Here is a 21008-nt window from a genome sequence, read left to right as displayed (position 1 = left end):
GACTACTCGTCCTCGTCGTCACGCTCGGCCGCCGGAACCTTGTACGGGTCCGCCTCGCCGGCGTAGGTCGCGCCCGCGGCGGTGGTGCGCACCGCCGCGTCGATGGCCTTGGCCCGGTCGAGCAGGTCGTCGATGTTCCGGGCGTTGTCCGGCAGCGCGTCCGCGACGAAGGTCAGCGTCGGGGTGAAGCGCACCCCGATCTTGCCGACCTCGGAGCGGATCACGCCCTTGGCGCTCTCCAGCGCGGCGGCCGTGGCCTCGCGCTCGGTCTCGTCGCCGAAGACGGTGTAGAAGACGGTGGCCTCGCGCAGGTCCCCGGTCACCCGGGTGTCGGTGATGGTCACGAACCCCAGTCGCGGGTCCTTGATCCGCCGCTCCAGGGTCTGGGCGACGACCACCTGGATGCGGTCGGCGAGCTTGCGCGCCCTTGCGGTGTCGGTCACGTTGCCTCCTCGTGCAGTGGGTCCGGCATTCGGGTGAGCTACGCACCCTTCGGGGCCCACGCCCCAAAGTACCGGCCCGCGCCCGGCCTTGCGGGCGCTCTGGGTCCTGATCCGTGTGAGAACGGCGACTTCCGCCGATCGTCTCCACGGCTCTCATTCGTCGTCGTCGTTGTGGTACCTCCTCCTCGCGGAGAGGAGCTGCACCTCGGGGCGGCCGGCGACCAACCGCTCACAGCTGTCCAGGATCTCGGTGACGTACCCGGCATCGCCGGCCACCACCGCGAGGCCGATCTCGGCCCTGCGGTGCAGATCCTGGTTCCCGGTCTCGGCAGCGCACACGCTGTACTTGCGCTGCAGTTCGGCCACGATGGGCCGCACGATCGAACGCTTCTCCTTGAGCGAGTGGACGTCGCCCAACAGCAGGTCGAAGGTGAGTGTTCCCACGAACATGTATGACAGGTCTCGCCGACCTGGAAGGCCTCGGGGGGGCAGCCCGGAACCGGGCTGCCGGTGCTACGTCTGAACGCTGCTGCATCTCGACTACCCCGGACCCTACACAGCGAGACCGGGGCCGGTCGACGGAAATACCACCCGTCGACCGGCCCCGGCTTTCACCGACTACGAACGCGGCTTCTCGCGCATCTCGTAGGTCTCGATGATGTCCTCGACCTTGATGTCGTTGAACGACCCCAGGGTGACACCGGCCTCGAAGCCCTCGCGGACCTCGGTCGCGTCGTCCTTGAAGCGGCGCAGACCCTCGATGGTGAGGCTCTCCGCCACGACCTTGCCGTCGCGGATGAGGCGGGCCTTGGCGTTGCGGCGCAGCAGGCCCTCGCGGACGATGACACCCGCGATGTTGCCGAACTTGGAGGAGCGGAACACCTCGCGGATCTCCGCGGAGCCGAGGCGCACCTCCTCGTACTCGGGCTTGAGCATGCCCTTGAGGGCGTTCTCGATCTCCTCGATCGCCTGGTAGATGACCGAGTAGTACCGGACGTCCACGCCTTCCTTGTCGGCCGCGGTACGCGCACGGCCTTCGGCGCGCACGTTGAAGCCGATGATGATGGCGTCCGAACCCATCGCCAGGTTGACGTCGGACTCGGTGATCGCACCCACACCGCGGTGCAGGATGCGGAGCTCGACCTCCTCGCCCACGTCCAGCTTGACGAGGGCGTCCTCGAGGGCCTCGACCGAACCGGAGACGTCACCCTTGATGATGAGGTTGAGCTGCTCGATCTCGCCGGCGGCGATGGCCTTGTCCAGGTCCTCCAGGGACACCCGGACCCGACGCTGCGCGAAGGCGGCGTTGCGGTCGCGGGCCGAGCGCTTCTCGGCGATCTGACGGGCGGTGCGGTCCTCGTCGACGACGATGAAGCTGTCGCCGGCGCGGGGCACCGAGGTCAGACCGAGCAGCAGCACCGGGCGGGACGGGCCGGCCTCGGCGAGGCTGTTGCCGTTCTCGTCCAGCATCGCGCGGACGCGGCCGTAGGCGTCGCCGACCACGATCGAGTCGCCGACGCGGAGGGTACCGCGCTGCACGAGCACGGTCGCCATGGCGCCGCGGCCCTTGTCGAGGTGGGCCTCGATGGCGATACCCTGCGCGTCCTGCTCGGGGTTGGCCCGCAGGTCGAGCGAGGCGTCCGCGGTGAGGACCACGGCCTCCAGCAGCTGCTCGATGTTGAGGCCCTGGCGCGCGGAGATGTCGACGAACATGGTGTCGCCGCCGTACTCCTCCGCCACCAGACCGAACTCGGTCAGCTGACCGCGGACCTTGGTCGGGTCGGCGCCCTCGACGTCGATCTTGTTGACGGCGACCACGATCGGCACACCCGCGGCCTTGGCGTGGTTCAACGCCTCGACCGTCTGCGGCATGACACCGTCGTTGGCCGCGACCACCAGGATCGCGATGTCGGTGGACTTGGCACCACGGGCACGCATGGCGGAGAACGCCTCGTGACCCGGGGTGTCGAGGAAGGTGATCGGGCGCTGCTCGCCGTTCACCTCGGTGACGACCTGGTAGGCACCGATGTGCTGGGTGATGCCACCGGCCTCGCCGGCCACCACGTTGGACTTGCGGATGGCGTCCAGCAGGCGGGTCTTACCGTGGTCGACGTGACCCATGACGGTGACGACCGGCGGGCGCGGGGCCAGCTGGTCCTCGTCGCCCTCGTTCGCACCGAAGTCGATGTCGAACGACTCCAGCAGCTCGCGGTCCTCGTCGTCGCGGCTGACGATCTCCAGGATGAAGCCCATCTCGCCGGCCAGCAGCTCGAGGGTCGCGTCGGAGACCGACTGCGTCGCGGTGACCATCTCACCGAGGTTGAACATGACGGAGACGAGCGCGGCCGGGTTGGCGTTGATCTTCTCCGCGAAGTCCATCAGCGAGGCGCCGCTCGACAGGCGAACGGTCTGGCCGTTGCCGCGAGGCAGCATCACACCGCCGACGGACGGGGCCTGCATGGCCTCGTACTCCTGGCGCTTCGCCCGCTTCGACTTGCGGCCACGCGCCGGGCGACCGCCCGGGCCACGACCGAAGGCGCCCTGCGTGCCACCACGGGCACCCGGGCCGCCGGGACGACCACCGAAACCACCGGGACGCGGGCCGAAGCCGCCGCCACCACCGGGGGCACCGCCACCGGGACGCGGACCGCCGAAGCCGCCGCCACCGGCCGGACGCGAGCCCGGACCGGCCGGACGACCCTGGAAGCCCGGACGGGCGCCACCGGCACCCGGACCACCCGGACGGCCACCGGGGCCACCGGGGCCACGGCCGCCGGGGCCCGGACGCGGGCCCGGAGCCGGACGCTGCGGCATCATGCCCGGGTTCGGGCGCGGCATGCCGGACGGGGACGGGGCGCCGGGGCGCGGACCGGCCGGACGCGGCATGCCGTCGGGACGCGGACGGTCGCCACCGGGACGCGGGGCGCCACGGTCGGCACCGGGAGCACCGGCGGGACGCGGACGGTCGCCACCGGGACGCGGGGCGCCACGGTCAGCGCCGGGAGCACCGGCGGGACGCGGACGGTCGCCACCGGGACGCGGGGCGCCACGGTCAGCGCCGGGAGCACCGGCGGGACGCGGACGGTCGCCGCCCGGACGCGGACGGTCGCCGCCCGGGGCGCCCTGACCGGCCGGACGCGCACCCGGCGCGCCCTGACGGCGGTCGCCGGGGCGGGCCATACCGGTCGCGCTGCCCGAGGTGAACGGGTTGTTGCCCGGACGCGGACCGGCCGGACGCGGACCCGGACGGGCACCGCCGGCGGCGGGACCGGCCGGACGCGAGGCCTGCGGGGCCTGCGGAGCCTGCGAGGCCTGCGAGGCCTGCGAGGCCTGCGGAGCCTGACGCGGGGTGTCACCGGCCGGAGCCGGCGAGGAGAACTCGGCCGCGGGCGCGGCCGGGGCCGCCGGAGCGGCGGGACGCGCCGCCGGGCGCGGACCCGGGGTCGGGCCACCCGCCGGCTTCGCGGCGGCGGGGGCCGCCGGGGCGGCGGGCGCGGCCTGGGCCGCAGGGGCCGCGGGAGCCGCGGCCGGGGTGGGACGGGGACCAGGGGTCGCGCTGGGGCGCGGACCCGGGGTCGGAGCACCCGGCTTGGGTGCACCCGCGGCGGCGGAGCCACCCGCGGGCTGGGGCGCCGCGCTCTTGCGCGGGCCCGGCTTGGCAGCGGAACCACCACCGGTGGGGGCCACACCAAGCGCGTCAGTCAGCTTACGTACGACCGGCGCCTCAATCGTCGAGGACGCCGAACGGACGAACTCACCGAGCTCGGTGAGCTTGGCCATGACGGCCTTGCTCTCCAAGCCAAGTTCCTTGGCGAGTTCATAAACCCGGACCTTAGCCACTTCACTCCTGTCTATGAGTCCGGGGTGTCTCGTCCGCCGGACCGTCGCTACTTCATGGGCGTACCCATCGCGTACTCATCGCGTACTCATCGAGAGCTCATCGCAATCTCGACCTACTTCCACATCGCGAGGTACCTGACTGGTGGCACGGCACGCGGCTGCCCGCGAACCGTGCTTGTTGCGGTGGTTCTCCCGCCGCACTGAGCGGCGGCCGTTGCGGGCGTCGCCCCACCGGGCGGCCTGAGGGACTCAGGGCGCCGGGGTGTCGACGGTCCGCTCCCCGATGAACTCGCGGAGCCGCTCCGTGTCGAGCGTCCCCTGGAGGCGGAAGGCCCGGGGAAACGCCCGACGGCGAACCGCGAGGTCGAGGCAGGCCGGATCGGGGTGCAGGTGAGCGCCCCGGCCCGGCAGTGCGCCACGGGGGTCGGGGACGCAGACGCCCTCGACCGCCGTGACACGCAACAGCTGGTGCTTGGCCGCTCGCTTGCGGCAGCCCACGCAGGTGCGTTCCGGGCGTGCTCGGACGTGCGTCCGGCCAGACGAAGGCAAGTCTACCCCTCCGAAGGGACATGGCGCCGCCCCGCCGATCCCGGGCGGAACGGCGGGGGGCTTTGACGGGGCGAACAGCCGGTCAGCGCCGCGCTCAGCGGTCGGTGTCCCGACCGCCGTCCTCGGGCTGGCCCTCGGTGTCCGGCCGGATGTCGATCCGCCAGCCGGTGAGGCGGGCGGCGAGGCGGGCGTTCTGCCCCTCCTTGCCGATCGCCAGCGACAGCTGGTAGTCCGGCACGATCACCCGGGCGGAACGCTGGGCCAGGTCGACGATCTCCACGCTGGTCACCCGTGCGGGGGACAGCGCCGCGGCGACCATCTCCCGGGGGTCCTCCGACCAGTCGACGATGTCGATCTTCTCGCCGTGCAGCTCGCCCATCACCGCACGCACCCGGCTGCCCATCGGGCCGATGCAGGCGCCCTTGGCGTTCAGCCCGGCCCGGCGCGACCAGACCGCGATCTTGGTGCGGTGGCCGGCCTCACGGGCGATCGCCGCGATCTCCACGCTGCCGTCCGCGATCTCCGGGACCTCCAGCGCGAACAGCTTCTTCACCAGGCTCGGGTGCGTCCGCGACAGCGTCACCGAGGCCCCGCGCACACCGCGGCGCACCGCCACGACGTAGCACTTCAGCCGGGTGCCGTGCCGGTAGTCCTCGCCCGGGACCTGCTCCTGCGGCGGCAGGATGGCCTCCAGCTTGCCGATGTCGACCAGCACGTTCTTCGGGTCGTTGCCCTGCTGGACGACACCGGTGACGATGTCGCCCTCCTTGCCCGCGTACTCGCCGAAGGTCTGGTCGTCGGCGGCGTCGCGCAGGCGCTGCATCATCACCTGGATGCCGATGCTGGACGCGATCCGGCCGAAGCCGTTCGGGGTGTCGTCGAACTCCTTGGGCTCGACGCCCTCGTCCAGCTCGGCCGGGTCCTCCGTCGCCCACACGGTGACGTGGCCGGACTTGCGGTCCAGGTGCACCCGGGCGCGGCGGCGCGAGCCCTCGGTGCGGTGGTACGCGGTGAGGAGGGCGGACTCGATGGACTCGACCAGCAGGTCGAAGGGGATGTTCTTCTCGTTGACCAGCGTGCGCAGGGCACTCATGTCGATGTCCACGGCTACGCCTCCTCGTCTTTCTTCGTCACGTTCGTCATGGTCCGGGCGGTGCGCAGGTCACAGCGCACCGTCGTCCCCCTCCTCGGAGGCGTCGTCGTCCGCGTAGTCCGCGGCCTCGTCGAGGAGCTTGTCGTCCTTGCGGTTGAACTCGACCTGCACGCGCGCCCGATCCACCTCGGCGTACGCCAGCCGGCGCTCCTTCGGACGGCCGCGGCCCTTCACCGGCTGCACCTCGACCAGCGCGCCGTCCTCGTCCGCCTCCAGCACCCGGGCGACGATCTCCCCGCCGTCGACCAGGTGGATCTTGGCCAGTCGGCCCTCCGCGCGACGCCAGTGCCGGGGCAGGTCCAGCGAACGCTCAGCGCCCGGCGAACCGACCTCCAGCAGGTAGGGCTCGTCGCCCATCAGGTCCGACTCGTCCAGAGCCTCACCGACCACCCGGCTGAACTCGGCGATGGCGTCCATGTCCACGCCGCCGTCGGTGTCGACGTCGATCTGCACCTGGCGGCGGCTGCCGGCCTTGGTGACCTTGACGTCCTCCAGGTCCAGACCGGCCTGCACGGCCAGCGGCTCCAGCAACGCGCGCAGCCGGTCGGTGTGGGTGGTGCTCATCCGGGTGGACTCCTCGGCCGCGTCTGCTGTTGTCAGAAGGTCGCTCCGCACCCTCCGGCGCCGGTCCGGCGCACACCGGGTCACGGCAGCTCGGCCCAAAGCCTAGCCGGTGAAGCCGCGAACCACCGATTCCGGACCACCCCCGACCGGGCGCACGCCACCCACTGCGAGCAAGCTCACACCCGCTCCCGGGGCGTCCCTGGATCCGAATCCCCGCCCGGAATCGTGGGGATTCTGTAATCATTCACGCCTACGAAGGGCAGGCGGGGAGGCCGCCCTCCCGCACACGCCCCGGAGTGACACCCATGCAGCCGCCCAGCCGACGGACGTTCCTGGCTCTCGGGCTGCTCGCCCTCACCGCCCTCACCGCCTGCACCGGCTCCCACGGCGGCAACGACACCACGCCCGGCAACCGCGGCCCGCTGCCGAACCCGGACGAACCGGTCATCCTGCGCTCGATCGCCGCCACCGACACGCTGCTGGCCGGCTACGACGCGCTGCTCGCCGGCCCGGGCGGCGCCCAGGCCGCCGTGCTGCAGCCGCTCCGGGCCGAGGTGGCCCAGCACCGCGCCGCCCTCGCCTACGGGCTGCCGGCCGCCTCCATCCCCCCGGCGTCCCCGGCCACGCCCTCGGCCGGCCCGGGCGGGACACCGAGCGGGACGGCGAGCGGGACAGCGAGCGGGACAGCGAGCGGAACGCCGGTCGGCACCCCCGCCGCGCTCGCCGCACTCGAACGGCAGACCGCCCAGGCCCGCCTCACCGACCTGGCCGCAGCCCGGCCGCCGCTGGCCCGGCTGCTCGCCTCGGTCGCCGCCTCCGACGTGCTGCACGCCGTCGCCCTCGGCGACACCACCCCGCCGGTCGCCCCGCCCCCTGCCGCCACCACCCCCACCGAGGCGCCGACCGCGCCCCCGAGCGACCAGCCCACCGCTCCCCCCTCCGCCGGGCCGTCGGCCGACCCCGCCGCCGCAGCGGTGACCGCCCTCCAGGGCGCCCTCGGCGCCGAACACGCCGCCGTCTACGGCTACGGCGTGGTCGGCGCCCGGCTCCCCGAGGACCAACAGCGCACCGACGCCCGCACCGCCTACGCCGCCCACGAGGCCCGGCGGGACGCCTGGCAGCGGCTGATCGGCTCCCTCGGCGCCACCCCGGCCGCCGCCGCCGGCGGCTACCAGCTCCCGTTCGCCGTCACCGACGCGGCCGGCGCCACCAAGCTCGCCGCCCACCTCGAAACCCGGCTCACCACCGTCTACGCCGACCTGGTCGCCGCCGTCCCCGGCCCCCAACGGGGCACCGCCGCCGACGCCCTGCGCGACAGCGCCCTGCGCGCCCACCGCTGGGGCGCGGCCGACCCCGCCTTCCCCGGCATCCCCGAGCCCCTCCCCACCCCCACGGCCACCACTCCCTAGGGCCCGCAGCGCTGACCTGCGGTTTCCCGTTCATGGCCGACAATGGACGGGTAACACCAACGGGGGAGCGTCAACCGGAAGGCCGGCATGTCGGGAGCAGCACCGCAGATCACCGTCCCCGCCTGGCTGGCACGCGGCGTCGCGGCGAGCGAGGGCGAACCGGGCCGGCAGTGGCTGGCCGGGCTGCCCGCGCGGGTGGCCGCCCACCTGGCGCGCTGGGACCTCACCCTGGAGCGGGTGCTCGACCCCGGCGGCAGCCTGAGCCTGGTCGCCTACGTCCACCGCGACGACCTCTCCCCCGCCGTCCTCAAGACCGGCCTGCGGACCCCCGAGACCGCGCTGGAGCACGCGGCGCTCGCCCACTGGGCCGGGCGCGGGGCCGTCCTGCTGCTGGACGCCGACCCCGCCGAGGGCGTCCAACTGCTGGAGCGGCTGCACGGGGACATCCCGCTGCGCTCGCTCGCCGAGGCGAAGGCGATGCTGGAGGCGACCAGCCTGCTGCACCGGCTCTGGAGCACCCTGCCCGAGGACCACCCGTTCCCGACCCTCGCGGCCCGGACCGCCGACACCGCGGAACGGCTGCGCGGACACCGCGCCCTGCCCGGCGCCGCCGAGGCCGAGCCGCTGATCGCCGAGGCGCTGGACACCGCCGACGGCCTGGCCGGCTCCGCCGCCGAGACCTTCCTGCTCCACGGGGACTTCCACCACGGCAACGTGCTCGCCGCCGACCGAGCGCCCTGGCTGGCGATCGACCCGCGCCCGCTGGCCGGCGAGCGCGCCTTCGACCTGGCCCGGCTGGCGCTGGACCGGGCGGACACCCTGGTCGGCTCCCCCGGCGTGGCCGCGGCCGTCCGCCGCCGGCTGCACCAGCTCGCGGACGCGCTGGAGGTGGACCGGGAACGGCTGCGCGGCTGGACGCTGTTCCGGGCCGTCGACCTCGCCCTGCGGGCCCTGGCGGCCGGCCGCCGGGAGGACGCCGAGCTCTACCTGGAGTTCGCCGGGGCGCTGTAGGGCGAGCCCTACGCCTCGCCCGGCCCGCGCAGCGGAAGCCGGGCCCCCATCACCGCGTACAGCCGGTCCGTGGCGGGAAAGCGCACCGCACGGGCGAGGTCCTGGTAGCCGAGCGCCCGGTAGAGCCGCCGGGCGGGGGTCTCCGCGTCGATCGCGGAGAGGATGCTGCGCTCCAGCCCGGAGCGCTCGCAGAGGGTGCGGATCAGCCGGGAGCCGACGCCCTGGCCCTGGTACTCGGGCAGCACGTGCAGCTCGGTGACGGCGAACACGTCGTCCAGCCAGGCGTCGTGGCCGCGCGCGTCCAGGTAGGGCTCGATCACCGTGCTCCACCAGTGGTCGCGCTGGTTGGGCATCCCGTAGCCGAAGCCGACCAGCCGGCCGCCGCTCATCGCGCCGAGCGCGATCACCCCGGGCTGGTGGGCGTGCCGGCCGACGATGTGCAGCCGGACGGCGACCTCCTCGGCCGTCAGGCCGAACGCCACCGCCTGGACCTCCAGCGCCTGCGGCGCCCAGGCCGCAAGGTCGATGGCCTCGATCGTCACCCCGGTCAGCTGATCCATGCCTCGGACGTTACTACCCGTGGGCCGCCGGCGCGGGCGAAGATCGGAACCGAACTCCCGGGGAGCGGACTCAGAACAGCACGCTCATGAACGCGCCGACCTCACGGAAGCCGACCCGCCGGTAGGCGGCCCGGGCCCGCAGGTTGAAGTCGTTGACGTAGAGCGAGACCACCGGGGCGATCTCGCGCAGCGCGAGGTCGAGGACGGCGGCCATGCCGGTCTCGGAGAGGCCCCGGCCCCGGTACCCGGGGGCGACCCAGACGCCCTGGACCTGACAGGCGCCCTCGGTGACGGCGCCGATCTCGGCCTTGAAGACGACCTCGCCGTCCTCGGTGAAACGCGCGAACGACCGCCCGGCGGAGACGAGTTCGGCGACCCGGGCCTGGTAGAGCAGGCCGCCGTCACCGGCCAGCGGGGAGACCCCGACCTCCTCGGTGAACATCGCCACGCAGGCGGGCATCAGCGCGTCGATCTCCTCCCGCCGCACCCGCCGCACCAGCGGGTCCGGCGCGATCTCGGCGGAGGGCACGGCGGTGGCCAACAGCGGCTGGTGGGCGCGGACTTCGCGGGCCGGGCCCCAACTGCGTTCCAGCAGCGCCCAGAAGGCGGCGGTGGCCCCGGCCGGGCCGACGATCGAGGAGCAGCGGCGGCCCTGCCGGCGGGCCCGCTCGGCGAAGGCGGCGACGGCCTCCGGCCCGGCGTCGACCAGGACGAGGTTGGCCCCGGCATAACAGAGCGCGGCGAGGGCGCCGTCCCCGTCGTACCAGCCCCACATCTCGCCGCCGAGCCGCCAGGGGTCCAGACCGACGGCCTCGACCCGGGTGGCGACGAAGGAGTTGGCGACCGGGTCGCGGTGGAGGATCTCCAAGGCGTCCGCGAGGTCGGGGGGCTCCAACACGCGGGTGGTGGCCAGGGCGCGGGCGGCCTGGAACGAGCCGGGGAGCATCACACCTCGATCGAGCATCGAGACAGCACCTCACTGAGACGAATCTGGCCGCACCCTACTCCGTGGCCCCACCCGGCTACGGCCGCGGGGCCGTCCGCGAACGGACGGCCCCGCTTCCGGAAGACTGCGCGCGGCGCACCGCGCGGACCCTGCGTGGTCAGTCGGCCGCGACGACGGTCGGCGTACCGGCCTCGACGCCCGCCTCCTGCATCTGCTCGGCGAGCTTGAGCGCCTCCTCGATCAGGGTCTCGACGATCTTCGACTCGGGGACGGTCTTGATGACCTCGCCCTTGACGAAGATCTGGCCCTTGCCGTTGCCGGAGGCGACGCCGAGGTCGGCCTCGCGGGCCTCGCCCGGGCCGTTCACGACGCAGCCCATGACGGCGACGCGCAGCGGCACCTCCATGCCCTCCAGGCCGGCGGTGACCTCCTCGGCCAGCTTGTAGACGTCGACCTGGGCGCGGCCGCAGGACGGGCAGGAGACGATCTCCAGGCCGCGCTGGCGCAGGCCGAGCGACTCCAGGATCTGGTTGCCGACCTTGATCTCCTCGGCCGGCGGGGCGGAGAGGGAGACCCGGATGGTGTCGCCGATGCCCTCGGCGAGCAGCGCGCCGAAGGCGACCGCGGACTTGATGGTGCCCTGGAAGGCGGGGCCGGCCTCGGTGACGCCGAGGTGCAGCGGGTAGTCGCAGGCGGCGGCCAGCTGGCGGTAGGCGTTGATCATCACGACCGGGTCGTTGTGCTTGACCGAGATCTTGATGTCGCGGAAGTCGTGCTCCTCGAACAGCGAGCACTCCCAGAGCGCGGACTCGACCAGGGCCTCGGGGGTGGCGCGGCCGTACTTCTCCAGCAGGCGCTTGTCGAGCGAGCCGGCGTTGACGCCGATCCGGATCGGCACGCCGGCGTCCCTGGCGGCCTTGGCGATCTCGCCGACCTTGTCGTCGAAGGCCTTGATGTTGCCCGGGTTGACGCGGACCGCGGCGCAGCCGGCGTCGATCGCGGCGAAGACGTACTTCGGCTGGAAGTGGATGTCGGCGATCACCGGGATCTGGGACTTCTTGGCGATGATCGGCAGCGCGTCGGCGTCGTCCTGGGTGGGGACGGCGACCCGGACGATCTGGCACCCGGATGCGGTGAGCTCAGCGATCTGCTGCAGCGTGGCGTTGATGTCCGAGGTCACGGTGGTGGTCATCGACTGCACCGAGACGGGAGCGTCACCGCCGACCGGTACGTTGCCGACCATGATCTGCCGGGATACACGGCGCTTGGCGAGCGGCTTGAGCGGCAGGGACGGAATACCGAGCGAGATCGCGGTCATGTGCGCAGGGTTCCCCGGGGTTGAGGTGTGGTCGACCGCCCGGCCAGTGGGACGGCCGAGGCCGGGCGCGCCTCGATCGCGCACCCGGCCTCCACGGTACGGCACGGCGCCGGACCCCAGCACACCCGCCGTACCCGAACGCTCTAGCTGATCTTCACCGGGTTCACCAGGTCGGCGACCATCACCAGCAGGGTGAAGCCGATGAAGACGCTGGCCACGACGTACGCCACCGGCATCAGCTTGGCGACGTCGAAGGGCCCGGGATCGGGCCGCTTGAACAGCTGAGCGAATCGGCGGCGGACCGATTCCCACACCGCGCCCGCGATGTGGCCGCCGTCCAGCGGGAGCAGCGGCAGCATGTTGAACAGGAAGAGCGAGAGGTTGATCCCGGCCAGCAGGTTGACGAACATCGCCACCCGCTGGCTGGCGGGCAGGTCCATGCTCACCAGTTCACCGCTGACCCGGGCGGCGCCGACCATGCCGATCGGCGAGTCCGGGTCACGCGGGGAGTCCCCGACCACGGCGTTCCACAGACCGGGGATCTTGCCCGGCAGCGCGGCCAGCGACTTCACCCCGTTCTCGGCCATGCCGACCATCCGGTCCAGCGACTGCCCGAAGCTCTGCTGGACGACCCCCTGCTTGGGGGTGAAGCCGAGGAAGCCGGCCTGCACGGTCTGGCCCTTGAGCGGCACGCCGTTGCCGTCGTACTTCTGCACGTCGTTGACGGCGATGACGGGCTTGAGGACGAGTTGCTGCCCGCCCCGGTCGACCAGGATCTCGACCTGCTGGCCGGCCGACTTCCGGATGTCCGCCTGGAGCTGGTCGTAGTCGCGGATCCGGTCCCCGCCGAAGGAGAGGACCTTGTCCCCCTGCCGCAGCCCCACCTCGTTGGCGGGGGTCTTGGGCGCGTCCGCGGGGCACACGTCGGTCGGCGAACCGGCCTTGACCACGCACTGGGCGACCGAGCCGATGGTCGGCACCGCCGTCGAGACGCCGAAGCCCATCAGGACCGTCAGGAACAGGCCGAAGGCCAGGACCAGGTTCATGAACGGCCCGGCGAACATGACGATGACGCGCTTCCACGGCTTGCGGGTGTAGAACAGCCGGTGCTCGTCGCCCTCCTGGAGCTCCTCGTAGGAGGCCTCCCGGGCGTCCTCGATCATGGTGCGCCAGGGGGAACTGCTGCGCTTGGTGATCCGGCCGTCCGCACCCGGCGGGAACATCCCGATCATCCGGATGTAGCCGCCCAGCGGGATCGCCTTGAAGCCGTACTCGGTCTCGCCCTTCTTCCGCGACCAGACGGTCGGGCCGAAGCCGACCATGTACTGCGGCACCCGGATGCCGAACAGCTTGGCCGTCGAGAGGTGGCCGAGCTCGTGCCAGGCGATCGAGACGAGCAACCCGACCGCGAAGACCAGGATGCCGACCACCGTCAAAACCATTGCCACCGCTGGCCCTCCGTCATGCCGCTCCGCTCGTCGTCTTGTCTTACCGCAGTCACGCCCGGCCGGACACCCGGTACGGGTACACCCGGCCGGAAACGGCCCACGCCGTCAACCCGCCGCCGTCAGCCCGCCGCCAGCTCGCGGGCCCGGGCGCGGGCCCAGTCCTCCGCGTGCAGGACGTCCTCGACCGTCAGGGAAGTTCCCGGCACGGGCGTGCCGTGCTCGGCGACGACCTTGGCAACAGTGTCCACGATTCCCGTGAAAGCGAGGCGCCCCTTCAGGAACGCCTCCACGCACTCCTCGTTGGCCGCGTTGAAGACCGCCGGCGCGGTACCGCCCAGGGTGCCCACCTCGCGGGCCAGCTCCACCGCCGGGAAGGCCTCGTCGTCCAGCGGGAAGAACTCCCAGGTCGCGGCCTTGGTCCAGTCGCAGCCGGGGGCGGCGTCCGGCACCCGCTCCGGCCAGCCCAGACCCAGCGCGATCGGCATCCGCATGTCCGGCGGGCTGGCCTGCGCCAGCGTCGAACCGTCGGTGAACTCCACCATCGAGTGCACCACCGACTGCGGATGGACCACGACCTCGATCCGGTCGAAGGGCACGTCGTACAGCAGGTGCGCCTCGATCACCTCCAGGCCCTTGTTCACCAGGGTCGCCGAGTTGATCGTGACCACCGGGCCCATCGCCCAGGTCGGGTGCGCCAGCGCGTCCTGCGGCGTCACCCCGGCCAACTGCTCACGCGTCCGGTTGCGGAACGGACCGCCGCTGGCCGTCACCACCAGCTTGCGGACCTCGGCCCGGGTGCCGCCCGCCAGCGCCTGGAACAGCGCCGCGTGCTCGGAGTCCACCGGCACGATCTGCCCCGGCCGCGCCACCGCCCTCACCAGCGGGCCGCCGACGATCAGCGACTCCTTGTTGGCCAGCACCAGCACCCGGCCCGCCCTCAGCGCGGCCAGCGTCGGCCGCAACCCGATCGACCCGGTGATGCCGTTCAGCACCGAGTGGCACTCCATCGCGGCCAGCTCGGTCGCCGCGTCCGGCCCCGCCAGCACCGCCGGCAGCGCAGCGCCCGCCGCCTTCGCCGCCAGCGCCGCGCGCAGCGCCGGCTCGGCCGCCGGGTCCGCCACCGCCACCGTGTGCACGCCCAGCCGCAGCGCCTGCTCGGCGAGCAGCTCCACCCGGCCGCCGGCCGCCGACAGGGCGACCACCCGGAACCGGTCCGGGTTGCGGAGCACCACGTCGATGGCCTGGGTGCCGATCGACCCGGTCGAACCGAGGATCACCAGCTCCCGGGGGCCGGAAGGGTCCTGCACGGTGGGCGTGAACCGCAGCTGCGGGTGGGCGAGCGAAGTCATGCGCCCATTGTGTCCTGCCCGGGGCCCCGCGCAGGACGCCTCCCGACAGGACGCCGGTCCGCGCCCCGGGCTACCGTCGGAGCCATGCGTACCGTCATCGCCGGGGGCCACGGACAGATCGCGCTGAAACTCGAACGGCTGCTCGCCGCGCGCGGCGAGCGGCCCGCCGGGATCATCCGCCGCCCCGAACAGGCCCGGGACCTCACCGACGCCGGCGCGGAACCGCTGCTGCTCGACCTGGAGTCCGCCACCGCCCCGCGACTCGCCGAACTGCTCGCTGGCGCCGACGCGGTGGTCTTCGCCGCCGGCGCCGGACCGGGCAGCGGCGCCGCCCGCAAGAACATCGTCGACCGCGACGCCGCCGTGCTGCTCGCCGACGCCGCCGAACTCGCGGGCGTCCGGCGCTACCTGATGGTCTCCTCGATGGGCGCCGACGCCCACGCCCAGCACCCCGCCGACGAGGTCTTCGAGACCTATCTGCGGGCCAAGGGCGCCGCCGACGACGCCGTCCGGGCCCGCACGGCCCTGGACTGGACGGTGCTGCGCCCCGGCCGCCTCACCGACGGCCCCGGCACCGGCCTGGTCCGGCTCGCCGCCTCGGTCGCGCGCGGCGCCGTGGACCGGGCCGACGTCGCCGCCGTCCTCGCCGCGCTGCTGCGCGCACCGGGCACGGCCGGGCAGACGCTGGAGCTGGTCGCCGGCGACACCCCGGTCGAGGAGGCCGTCTCCGTCGCGGGCGGACACAACGGCTGACACGGGCGGACACGACGGCTGGGCCGACCGGGCCCCGGAACGGGCGAAGGGCCCGGTCACCGGACCGGGCCCCTCACTCACGGGTTCGCTCAGAGGTCGAGGCCGCTGAGGACCAGGACCTTCTCGACCGTGTAGTCGTCCATCGCGTACCGGACGCCCTCACGGCCGACGCCGGAGTCCTTGACGCCGCCGTACGGCATCTGGTCGGCGCGGTAGGACGGCGCGTCGCCGATGATCACACCGCCGACCTCCAGCTCCCGGTGGGCGCGGAAGGCGGTCTGCAGGTCGTGCGTGAACACGCCCGCCTGAAGGCCGAACGCCGAGTCGTTGACGGCCGCGAAGGCCTCGTCCACACCGTCCACCCGGTGCAGCGACAGGACCGGGCCGAACACCTCGGCCTTGGCCAGGATCGCGTCCGCGGGCAGCTCGGCCAGCACGGTCGGCGCGTAGGTCGCACCCTCGCGGCCCCCGCCGGCGAGCACCTTGGCGCCCTTGGCGACCGCGTCGTCCACCCAGGACTCCACCCGCTTCGCGGCGTTCTCGTCCACCAGCGGGCCGACGTCCGTCGCGTCGTCGTTCGGGTCACCGGTGACCTGGGCCTTGACCTTGGCCACGACCTTCTCCACCAGCGCGTCGTACACCGACGCGTCGGCGATCACGCGCTGCACCGAGATGCAGGACTGGCCGCCCTGGTAGTTGGCGAACATCGCGATCCGGGTGGCCGCCCAGTCCAGGTCGGCCTCCGAGGACCAGTCGGCGAGCACCACGGCCGCGGCGTTGCCGCCCAGCTCCAGGGTGCAGTGCTTGCGCGGCACCGAGTCCATGATCTGGTAGCCGACCTTGTCCGAACCGGTGAACGAGATCACCGGCAGGCGCTCGTCCTGCACCAGCGCCGGCATCCGGTCGTTCGGCACCGTCAGGATGCTCCACGAACCGGCCGGCAGGTCGGTCTCGGCCAGGATCTCGCCCAGCACCATCGCCGACAGCGGCGTCGCCGGGGCCGGCTTCAGGATGATCGGGGCACCGACCGCGATCGCCGGGGCGACCTTGTGGGCGACCAGGTTCAGCGGGAAGTTGAACGGGGCGATCCCCAGCACCACACCGCGCGGGAAGCGGCGCACCACCGCGAAACGGCCCACGCCGCCCGGGTCGGTGTCCAGCCGCATCGTCTCGCCGTTGGTCCGGCGGGCCTCCTCGGCCGCCCAGCGGAAGACCGACACCGCGCGGCCGACCTCACCACGGGCCCACTTGATCGGCTTGCCGTTCTCCGCGGTGATCAGCTGGGCGAGCTCCTCGGTGCGCTCGGCCAGGCGCTTGGCCACGTGGTCCAGCGCGGCCGAACGGACGTGCGCCGGGGTGGCGGCGAACACCGGCAGCGCGGCGACGGCGGCGTCCAGCGCCTCCTCGACCTGGGCCTCGGTCGGGATGCTCACCTTGCCGACCAGACGGCCGTCCCAGCTGTTGTGCACCTCGAAGTCGGCGTCGCCGCTCGCCCGTCGGCCGGCCAGCCAGAAATCGTACGTGGTGGTCACCGTGGTACCGGCCCTCTCCTCGTCGTCATCGGGCCCACGGGTGTGGGACCCGAACCCGAGGGTAGGTGGGCCGGCGCACCGACCGGATTGGCCGACTCGGAGCGTTCGCCCCCGACGCTGCTCCATCCCGTCCAGGGCCTCCCGGGCTGAGCCCGGACGGGGCCCGGTTTGGTGCGGCTCGGTGCGGCCCGGTCCGGTGCGGCCCAGTGCGGTGCGGCTCTGTGCGGCTCGGGTGCGACCTACTCCTCGCCGGAGCGCAACGCCAGCCACAGCTCCATCCGCACGTCGGTGTCGTCCAGCGAACGCCCCAGCAGCTCCTCGACCCGCCGCATCCGGTAGCGCAGCGTGTGCCGGTGCACCCCGAGATCGGCCGCCGCCGCGTCCCACTGCCCGTGCCGGGACAGCCACGCCCGCAGCGAGGCCACCAGATCGCCGCGGGCCGTCCGGTCGTGCTCGCGCAGCGGCCGCAGCAGCCCCTCGGCGAACGCCGTCACCGCGTCCTCGCCGAGCAGCGGCAGCAGCGACCCCGCACCGACCTCCTCGTGGTCCACCGACCGCCGGCCACCGCGCAGCGCCACCGCCAGCGCCCGCTCGGCCTGCGCGTGCGCCGTCCCCGCGTCCTCCAGCGCGGCCGGCGCCGACACGCCCAGCGACAGGCCCTCGTGCTCCTCCACCGCACCCAGACAGGCCCGGTGCACCGCCCCGTTGTCCAGCGCCAGCACCATCAGCCGCGCCCCGTGCGCGCCGTCCTCCCGCGCCACCAGCAGCTTCTCGCCCACCCGGGCACCCGCCTGCTCGGCCCGGTCCCCCAGCTCCCCGAGCGCCTCCGCGGCCTCCGCGTTCGGCCCGGCCCCGGCCACCAGAACCCGTATCGTCCCCTCCGGCATACCGCCGAACAGCCCCACCGCCACCTGGCGGGCCGTCGCCACCTCGCCCGCCAGCACCATCCGCAGCAGCGCCGCGCCCATCCGCTCCTCGGCCTGGCGCAGCTCGCGCGAGCGCTCCAGCGTCAGGGTCAGCAGCGCCACCGCCGCGTTCAGCACGTACCGCTCGGTCGGGGTGATCCGGTCCTCGGTGCCCACCGCCAGGAAGCCCCGGGCCCGCCGGTCCGCCCCCAGCGACTGGACCACCACGTAGTCCTCGTCCGCCGTGTCGATCCCCGGCGCCCGCCCCTGCAACGCGGCGCTCGACGGCGCCGGGCGCCGGCGCAGCCGGTCCACCTCCGCCGCCAGCCGCCCCGCCCGGCGCGCGGCCCAGTCCGGCGCCACCACCGACAGCGCCCCCGACCCGTCGTACAGCGCCGCCCAGCCGCCCAGCCGGGCCGCCAACCGGCGCACCACCGCCGTCGTGCCGTCCTTGCCCAGCGCGGCCCGGGTCAGCTCCTCCTGCGCCTCGAAGGAGGTCGTCACCGCCTCGTACTGCTCCGCGGCCAGCGCCGCGGACACCACCTTGCTGATCGCGATGAACGGCGTCGGCTCCGGCACCCGCAGCAGCGGCAGCCCCCGCTGCGCGGCCGCGTCCACCAGCGGCTGCGGCACCTCCGTGTGCGACAGCCCCACCCCCAGGCCCAGCCCCACCACCCCGGCATCGGCCAGCCGGTGCACGTACGCCTGCAACTGGGCCGCCGTACGGCCCAGCTTGATCCCGGTGGTGAGCAGCAGCTCGCCACCCTCCAGGAACGGCGTCGGGTCGTCCAGCTCGCTGGTGTGCACCCAGCGGACCGGCCGCTCCAGGTGGTCCGCGCCGGCGAGGACCGTCAGATGGAGCGAACTGTTGCGGACAACGGAGGCGAGTGTGGGGGGCATGGCACCTTCGGGGGATCGACCTGACCGCGCCGTTGCGGCCGGGCGAGGAGAGGGCAATGGGACAAGTGAGAATCTCTCCCCCTCATTATGGACGCTCCGGACAACCGGCACTGCCGAATCCACCGTGACGGCGAGCTTCCGCCCCTCGCCCCGTCAGCCCCGAAGATCCACCAGCAACGGCGGCACCTGCTCCCCCGACACCGCGGTCAACGACACCACCGCGTGCCCCGCCGGCAGCGCGTGCGCCAGATCCGACGGCGACCAGCGCAAGCGCTCCACGTCCCGCGTCGTCACCGACTCCGTCTGCGCCGCCGTCCCCGACAACGCCCGCCGCCCCAACCGCCCGGCCCGCCGCACCACGCCGCCCGAGGTGTCGGGCGTGTGGGTCACCGCGGTCTCCTGCACCAGGTGCGTCCCCCAGGCCTCCGAGAACAGCCGGCCGTCCCACGGCGCGATCCCCGGGAACGCCATCCGGCAGCCGACCGCGCCGAACAACGGCGCCCGCAGCGCCTCCGGCAGATCCACCAGCGTGCGCAGCAGCAGCACCACGCCCGCGTTCGCCCCCCGCATCCGCTGCACCCCGCGCACGGCGGTCGCGTCCAGCGCCGCCGAGGCGTCGTCCACCACCAGGCCGGCGAACAGCGAACGGTCCGTACGGGCCCCCGCCGCCTGCACGAACTGCCCCACCACCAACCGGGACAGCATCCGCGCGGCCTCCGGATGGCTGCGCTCCGGCAGCTTCACCCGCACCCGCAACGGATGGTCCAGCACCCGCATCGCGAACGGGGGCCGCCCGGTGCCGTCCGTCGCGAAGGCGCCCTCGAAGGCCGGCCGGTCCAGCAGCGCCAGCCGGTCCGCCAGCAGCGCCCCGGGATCGTCCGCCCGGCCGCGCTGACGCTCCCGGTGCTCCAGGTCCCGCTCGTACACGGCCAGCCGGCCCGCCACCCCGAGCGCCTTCACCAGGGCCGCCAGCACGTCCGGCTCACCGGCCAGCAGCGCCCGCAGCTCCCGCACCCCCGGATAGCGGGCGTACGCGGCGTGGAACGGGCCCACCACCTGCTGCAGCGCCGTCCGGGCGTTCTCCGCGCGCGCCGTCAACTCGTCCGGCAGCAGCGCCTCGGCCAGCCGGGCGGCCGCCTCGTCCGGATCCTGCGCCGCACCGTAGAGGTCCAGCCCGTACACCGACGCCGGATCACCGGGCGCGATCACCACGTCGTACCAGGCGTCCGGGCCGAGATCCGCGTCCGCCGCCCCCACCACCACCACGCACGCGGTGCCGGCCAGCGCCTGCAGACACAGCGCCTCCGCCACCGGCCGCGCCAGCCGCGCCGTCTTCCCCGTCCCCGCCGGACCCACCGCCAGCAGCGACGTGCCCAGCAGCGCCGGATCCAGCGCGAAACCGGCCGCCCGATGACTCAGCGGGTTCTTCGGCACGTCCTGGGCGGTCCCGAGGCAGACCTGGCCCAGCAGCAGATCGTGCCGCTCACCCCGGTCCGCCAGCTCCCGCGACTCCGAAGGGTGCGCGAAGGCCGCCCCACCGCGCGCCACCACCTGCTCGACGAAGGCCGGCACGAACGCCGGATCCGCCTGCGCCGACTCCCACGCCCGCTGGATCCGCACGTAGTCGACGTCCCCGACCGCCTCCCGCTCCAGCCGCCCCGCCGCCTCGGCCGCCCCGCCCTGCCGCAGCCCGCCCCACGGGTCCAGCCGCCGCACCACCTGGGCCACCGCCACGCCCTCCTCCGCGGGCTGCTCCTGCGTCACCGCCCGCGACAGCAACGGCGACACGTACCGCCGCCACACCTCGGGCCAACGGCCCATCCGGCCGAAGAGCTTGATGACGAGCGCGGCCACCAGGAGGTTGACGGACACGCCGACCACGGTCACTTCGGTATCGGTGGGATTCTTCACCCAGACCGTCAGCACGATCAGGCGAAGCACCAACTGGGTCCCGTACAGGAACGCGAACCACCCCACCACCGCGTTGAGTCCCGCCCGCAGGAGCAGCGGCCAGGCCGCGACCTGGGCCGCCTCCGCCCGCTCCGGGTCGATGGGGCGGTAGCCCAGCCGGTAGACGCCGGGTTCGGCTTCCGGGCGCGGGGCCGCGGCCCAGGTGGGGAGGTCGAAGGCGGGGGCCCCGTCGGTGCGGGTGCCGGGCCGCTGGTGCGGCATGGGGGCCGGGGGTCTGGTGGTGGTCCGATCGGTGTGGTGGTGTGCCCCGTCGTGCGCCATGTACGGCCCCGCTCCCTCGCCCGCCCGGCCCGATCGCCGTCGGTGCCGCCATACCCATGCCGCCGTACCGGCGACACGCCCGCGCTCAATGTAGTG

General features: G+C 73.7%; 17 protein-coding genes. 3 read left to right on the top strand and 14 right to left on the bottom strand.

Annotation, left to right across the window (positions count from 1 at the left end; translation table 11 throughout):
- Positions 1-2: 2 nt before the first annotated feature.
- The 6 genes from rbfA to rimP all read right to left on the bottom strand — a co-directional run bounded on the left by rbfA (position 3) and on the right by rimP (position 6549).
- Positions 3-443, bottom strand: coding sequence for a 30S ribosome-binding factor RbfA (rbfA, locus tag AB0P03_RS31400; protein WP_350885658.1), 441 nt, complete (start codon positions 441-443; stop codon positions 3-5).
- Between the two features lie 153 nt (positions 444-596).
- Complete coding sequence (locus AB0P03_RS31395; protein ID WP_063347622.1) at positions 597-893, bottom strand: DUF503 domain-containing protein; 297 nt, start codon at positions 891-893, stop codon at positions 597-599.
- Positions 894-1061: 168 nt separating this feature from the next.
- Positions 1062-4283, bottom strand: coding sequence for a translation initiation factor IF-2 (gene infB, locus AB0P03_RS31390; protein WP_363632056.1), 3222 nt, complete (start codon positions 4281-4283; stop codon positions 1062-1064).
- 249 nt (positions 4284-4532) lie between these two features.
- Positions 4533-4832 (bottom strand): YlxR family protein, encoded by a 300-nt coding sequence (locus tag AB0P03_RS31385; RefSeq protein ID WP_079135592.1) that lies wholly within the window; start codon positions 4830-4832, stop codon positions 4533-4535.
- A 94-nt stretch (positions 4833-4926) separates the two neighbouring features.
- The gene (gene nusA / locus AB0P03_RS31380) at positions 4927-5937 is read right to left on the bottom strand and encodes a transcription termination factor NusA (protein ID WP_063347626.1); all 1011 of its coding nucleotides are present in this window, start codon (positions 5935-5937) and stop codon (positions 4927-4929) included.
- Positions 5938-5994: 57 nt separating this feature from the next.
- Entirely contained in the window at positions 5995-6549 is a 555-nt protein-coding gene (gene rimP / locus AB0P03_RS31375; RefSeq protein WP_350885651.1) for a ribosome maturation factor RimP, read from the bottom strand.
- A 305-nt stretch (positions 6550-6854) separates the two neighbouring features.
- Between rimP and AB0P03_RS31370 the strand changes: the two genes are divergently transcribed.
- Complete coding sequence (locus AB0P03_RS31370) at positions 6855-7958, top strand: ferritin-like domain-containing protein (RefSeq protein WP_363632054.1); 1104 nt, start codon at positions 6855-6857, stop codon at positions 7956-7958.
- Between the two features lie 87 nt (positions 7959-8045).
- On the top strand, positions 8046-8969 hold the full coding sequence (locus AB0P03_RS31365) for an aminoglycoside phosphotransferase family protein (protein WP_363624957.1): 924 nt from the start codon (positions 8046-8048) through the stop codon (positions 8967-8969).
- A gap of 8 nt (positions 8970-8977) precedes the next feature.
- Here the strand turns inward: AB0P03_RS31365 and AB0P03_RS31360 are convergent, their stop codons facing one another.
- The 5 genes from AB0P03_RS31360 to dxr form a co-directional block, all read right to left on the bottom strand.
- The gene (locus AB0P03_RS31360) at positions 8978-9529 is read right to left on the bottom strand and encodes a GNAT family N-acetyltransferase (RefSeq protein WP_063347629.1); all 552 of its coding nucleotides are present in this window, start codon (positions 9527-9529) and stop codon (positions 8978-8980) included.
- 70 nt (positions 9530-9599) lie between these two features.
- Positions 9600-10475, bottom strand: coding sequence for a GNAT family N-acetyltransferase (locus AB0P03_RS31355; RefSeq protein WP_350885688.1), 876 nt, complete (start codon positions 10473-10475; stop codon positions 9600-9602).
- A 157-nt stretch (positions 10476-10632) separates the two neighbouring features.
- Positions 10633-11793 (bottom strand): flavodoxin-dependent (E)-4-hydroxy-3-methylbut-2-enyl-diphosphate synthase, encoded by a 1161-nt coding sequence (gene ispG, locus AB0P03_RS31350; RefSeq protein WP_363586514.1) that lies wholly within the window; start codon positions 11791-11793, stop codon positions 10633-10635.
- Between the two features lie 143 nt (positions 11794-11936).
- A complete protein-coding gene (locus AB0P03_RS31345; protein WP_363586513.1) occupies positions 11937-13241 on the bottom strand; it encodes a site-2 protease family protein in 1305 nt (434 codons plus the stop codon).
- Positions 13242-13360: 119 nt separating this feature from the next.
- Entirely contained in the window at positions 13361-14590 is a 1230-nt protein-coding gene (gene dxr / locus AB0P03_RS31340; protein WP_363632052.1) for a 1-deoxy-D-xylulose-5-phosphate reductoisomerase, read from the bottom strand.
- 84 nt (positions 14591-14674) lie between these two features.
- Here dxr and AB0P03_RS31335 point away from each other — a divergent pair, with 84 nt between their 5' ends.
- Entirely contained in the window at positions 14675-15343 is a 669-nt protein-coding gene (locus AB0P03_RS31335; protein ID WP_363632050.1) for an NAD(P)-binding oxidoreductase, read from the top strand.
- Positions 15344-15432: 89 nt separating this feature from the next.
- On the opposite strand, the gene AB0P03_RS31330 is transcribed toward AB0P03_RS31335, so the two are convergent.
- The 3 genes from AB0P03_RS31330 to AB0P03_RS31320 form a co-directional block, all read right to left on the bottom strand.
- Positions 15433-16875, bottom strand: coding sequence for an aldehyde dehydrogenase family protein (locus AB0P03_RS31330; protein WP_063347635.1), 1443 nt, complete (start codon positions 16873-16875; stop codon positions 15433-15435).
- A 239-nt stretch (positions 16876-17114) separates the two neighbouring features.
- Positions 17115-18680: a PucR family transcriptional regulator gene (locus AB0P03_RS31325; RefSeq protein WP_363586511.1), complete on the bottom strand. Its 1566-nt coding sequence runs from the start codon at positions 18678-18680 to the stop codon at positions 17115-17117.
- 153 nt (positions 18681-18833) lie between these two features.
- The gene (locus AB0P03_RS31320) at positions 18834-20912 is read right to left on the bottom strand and encodes an ATP-binding protein (RefSeq protein ID WP_363632048.1); all 2079 of its coding nucleotides are present in this window, start codon (positions 20910-20912) and stop codon (positions 18834-18836) included.
- Between the last annotated feature and the right edge of the window lie 96 nt (positions 20913-21008).

The organism is Kitasatospora sp. NPDC088779 (assembly GCF_040685395.1).
Taxonomy (GTDB): domain Bacteria; phylum Actinomycetota; class Actinomycetes; order Streptomycetales; family Streptomycetaceae; genus Kitasatospora.
The sequence above is the reverse complement of the archived record's forward strand: the minus strand, read 5'-3'. Positions and strand labels throughout refer to the sequence as shown.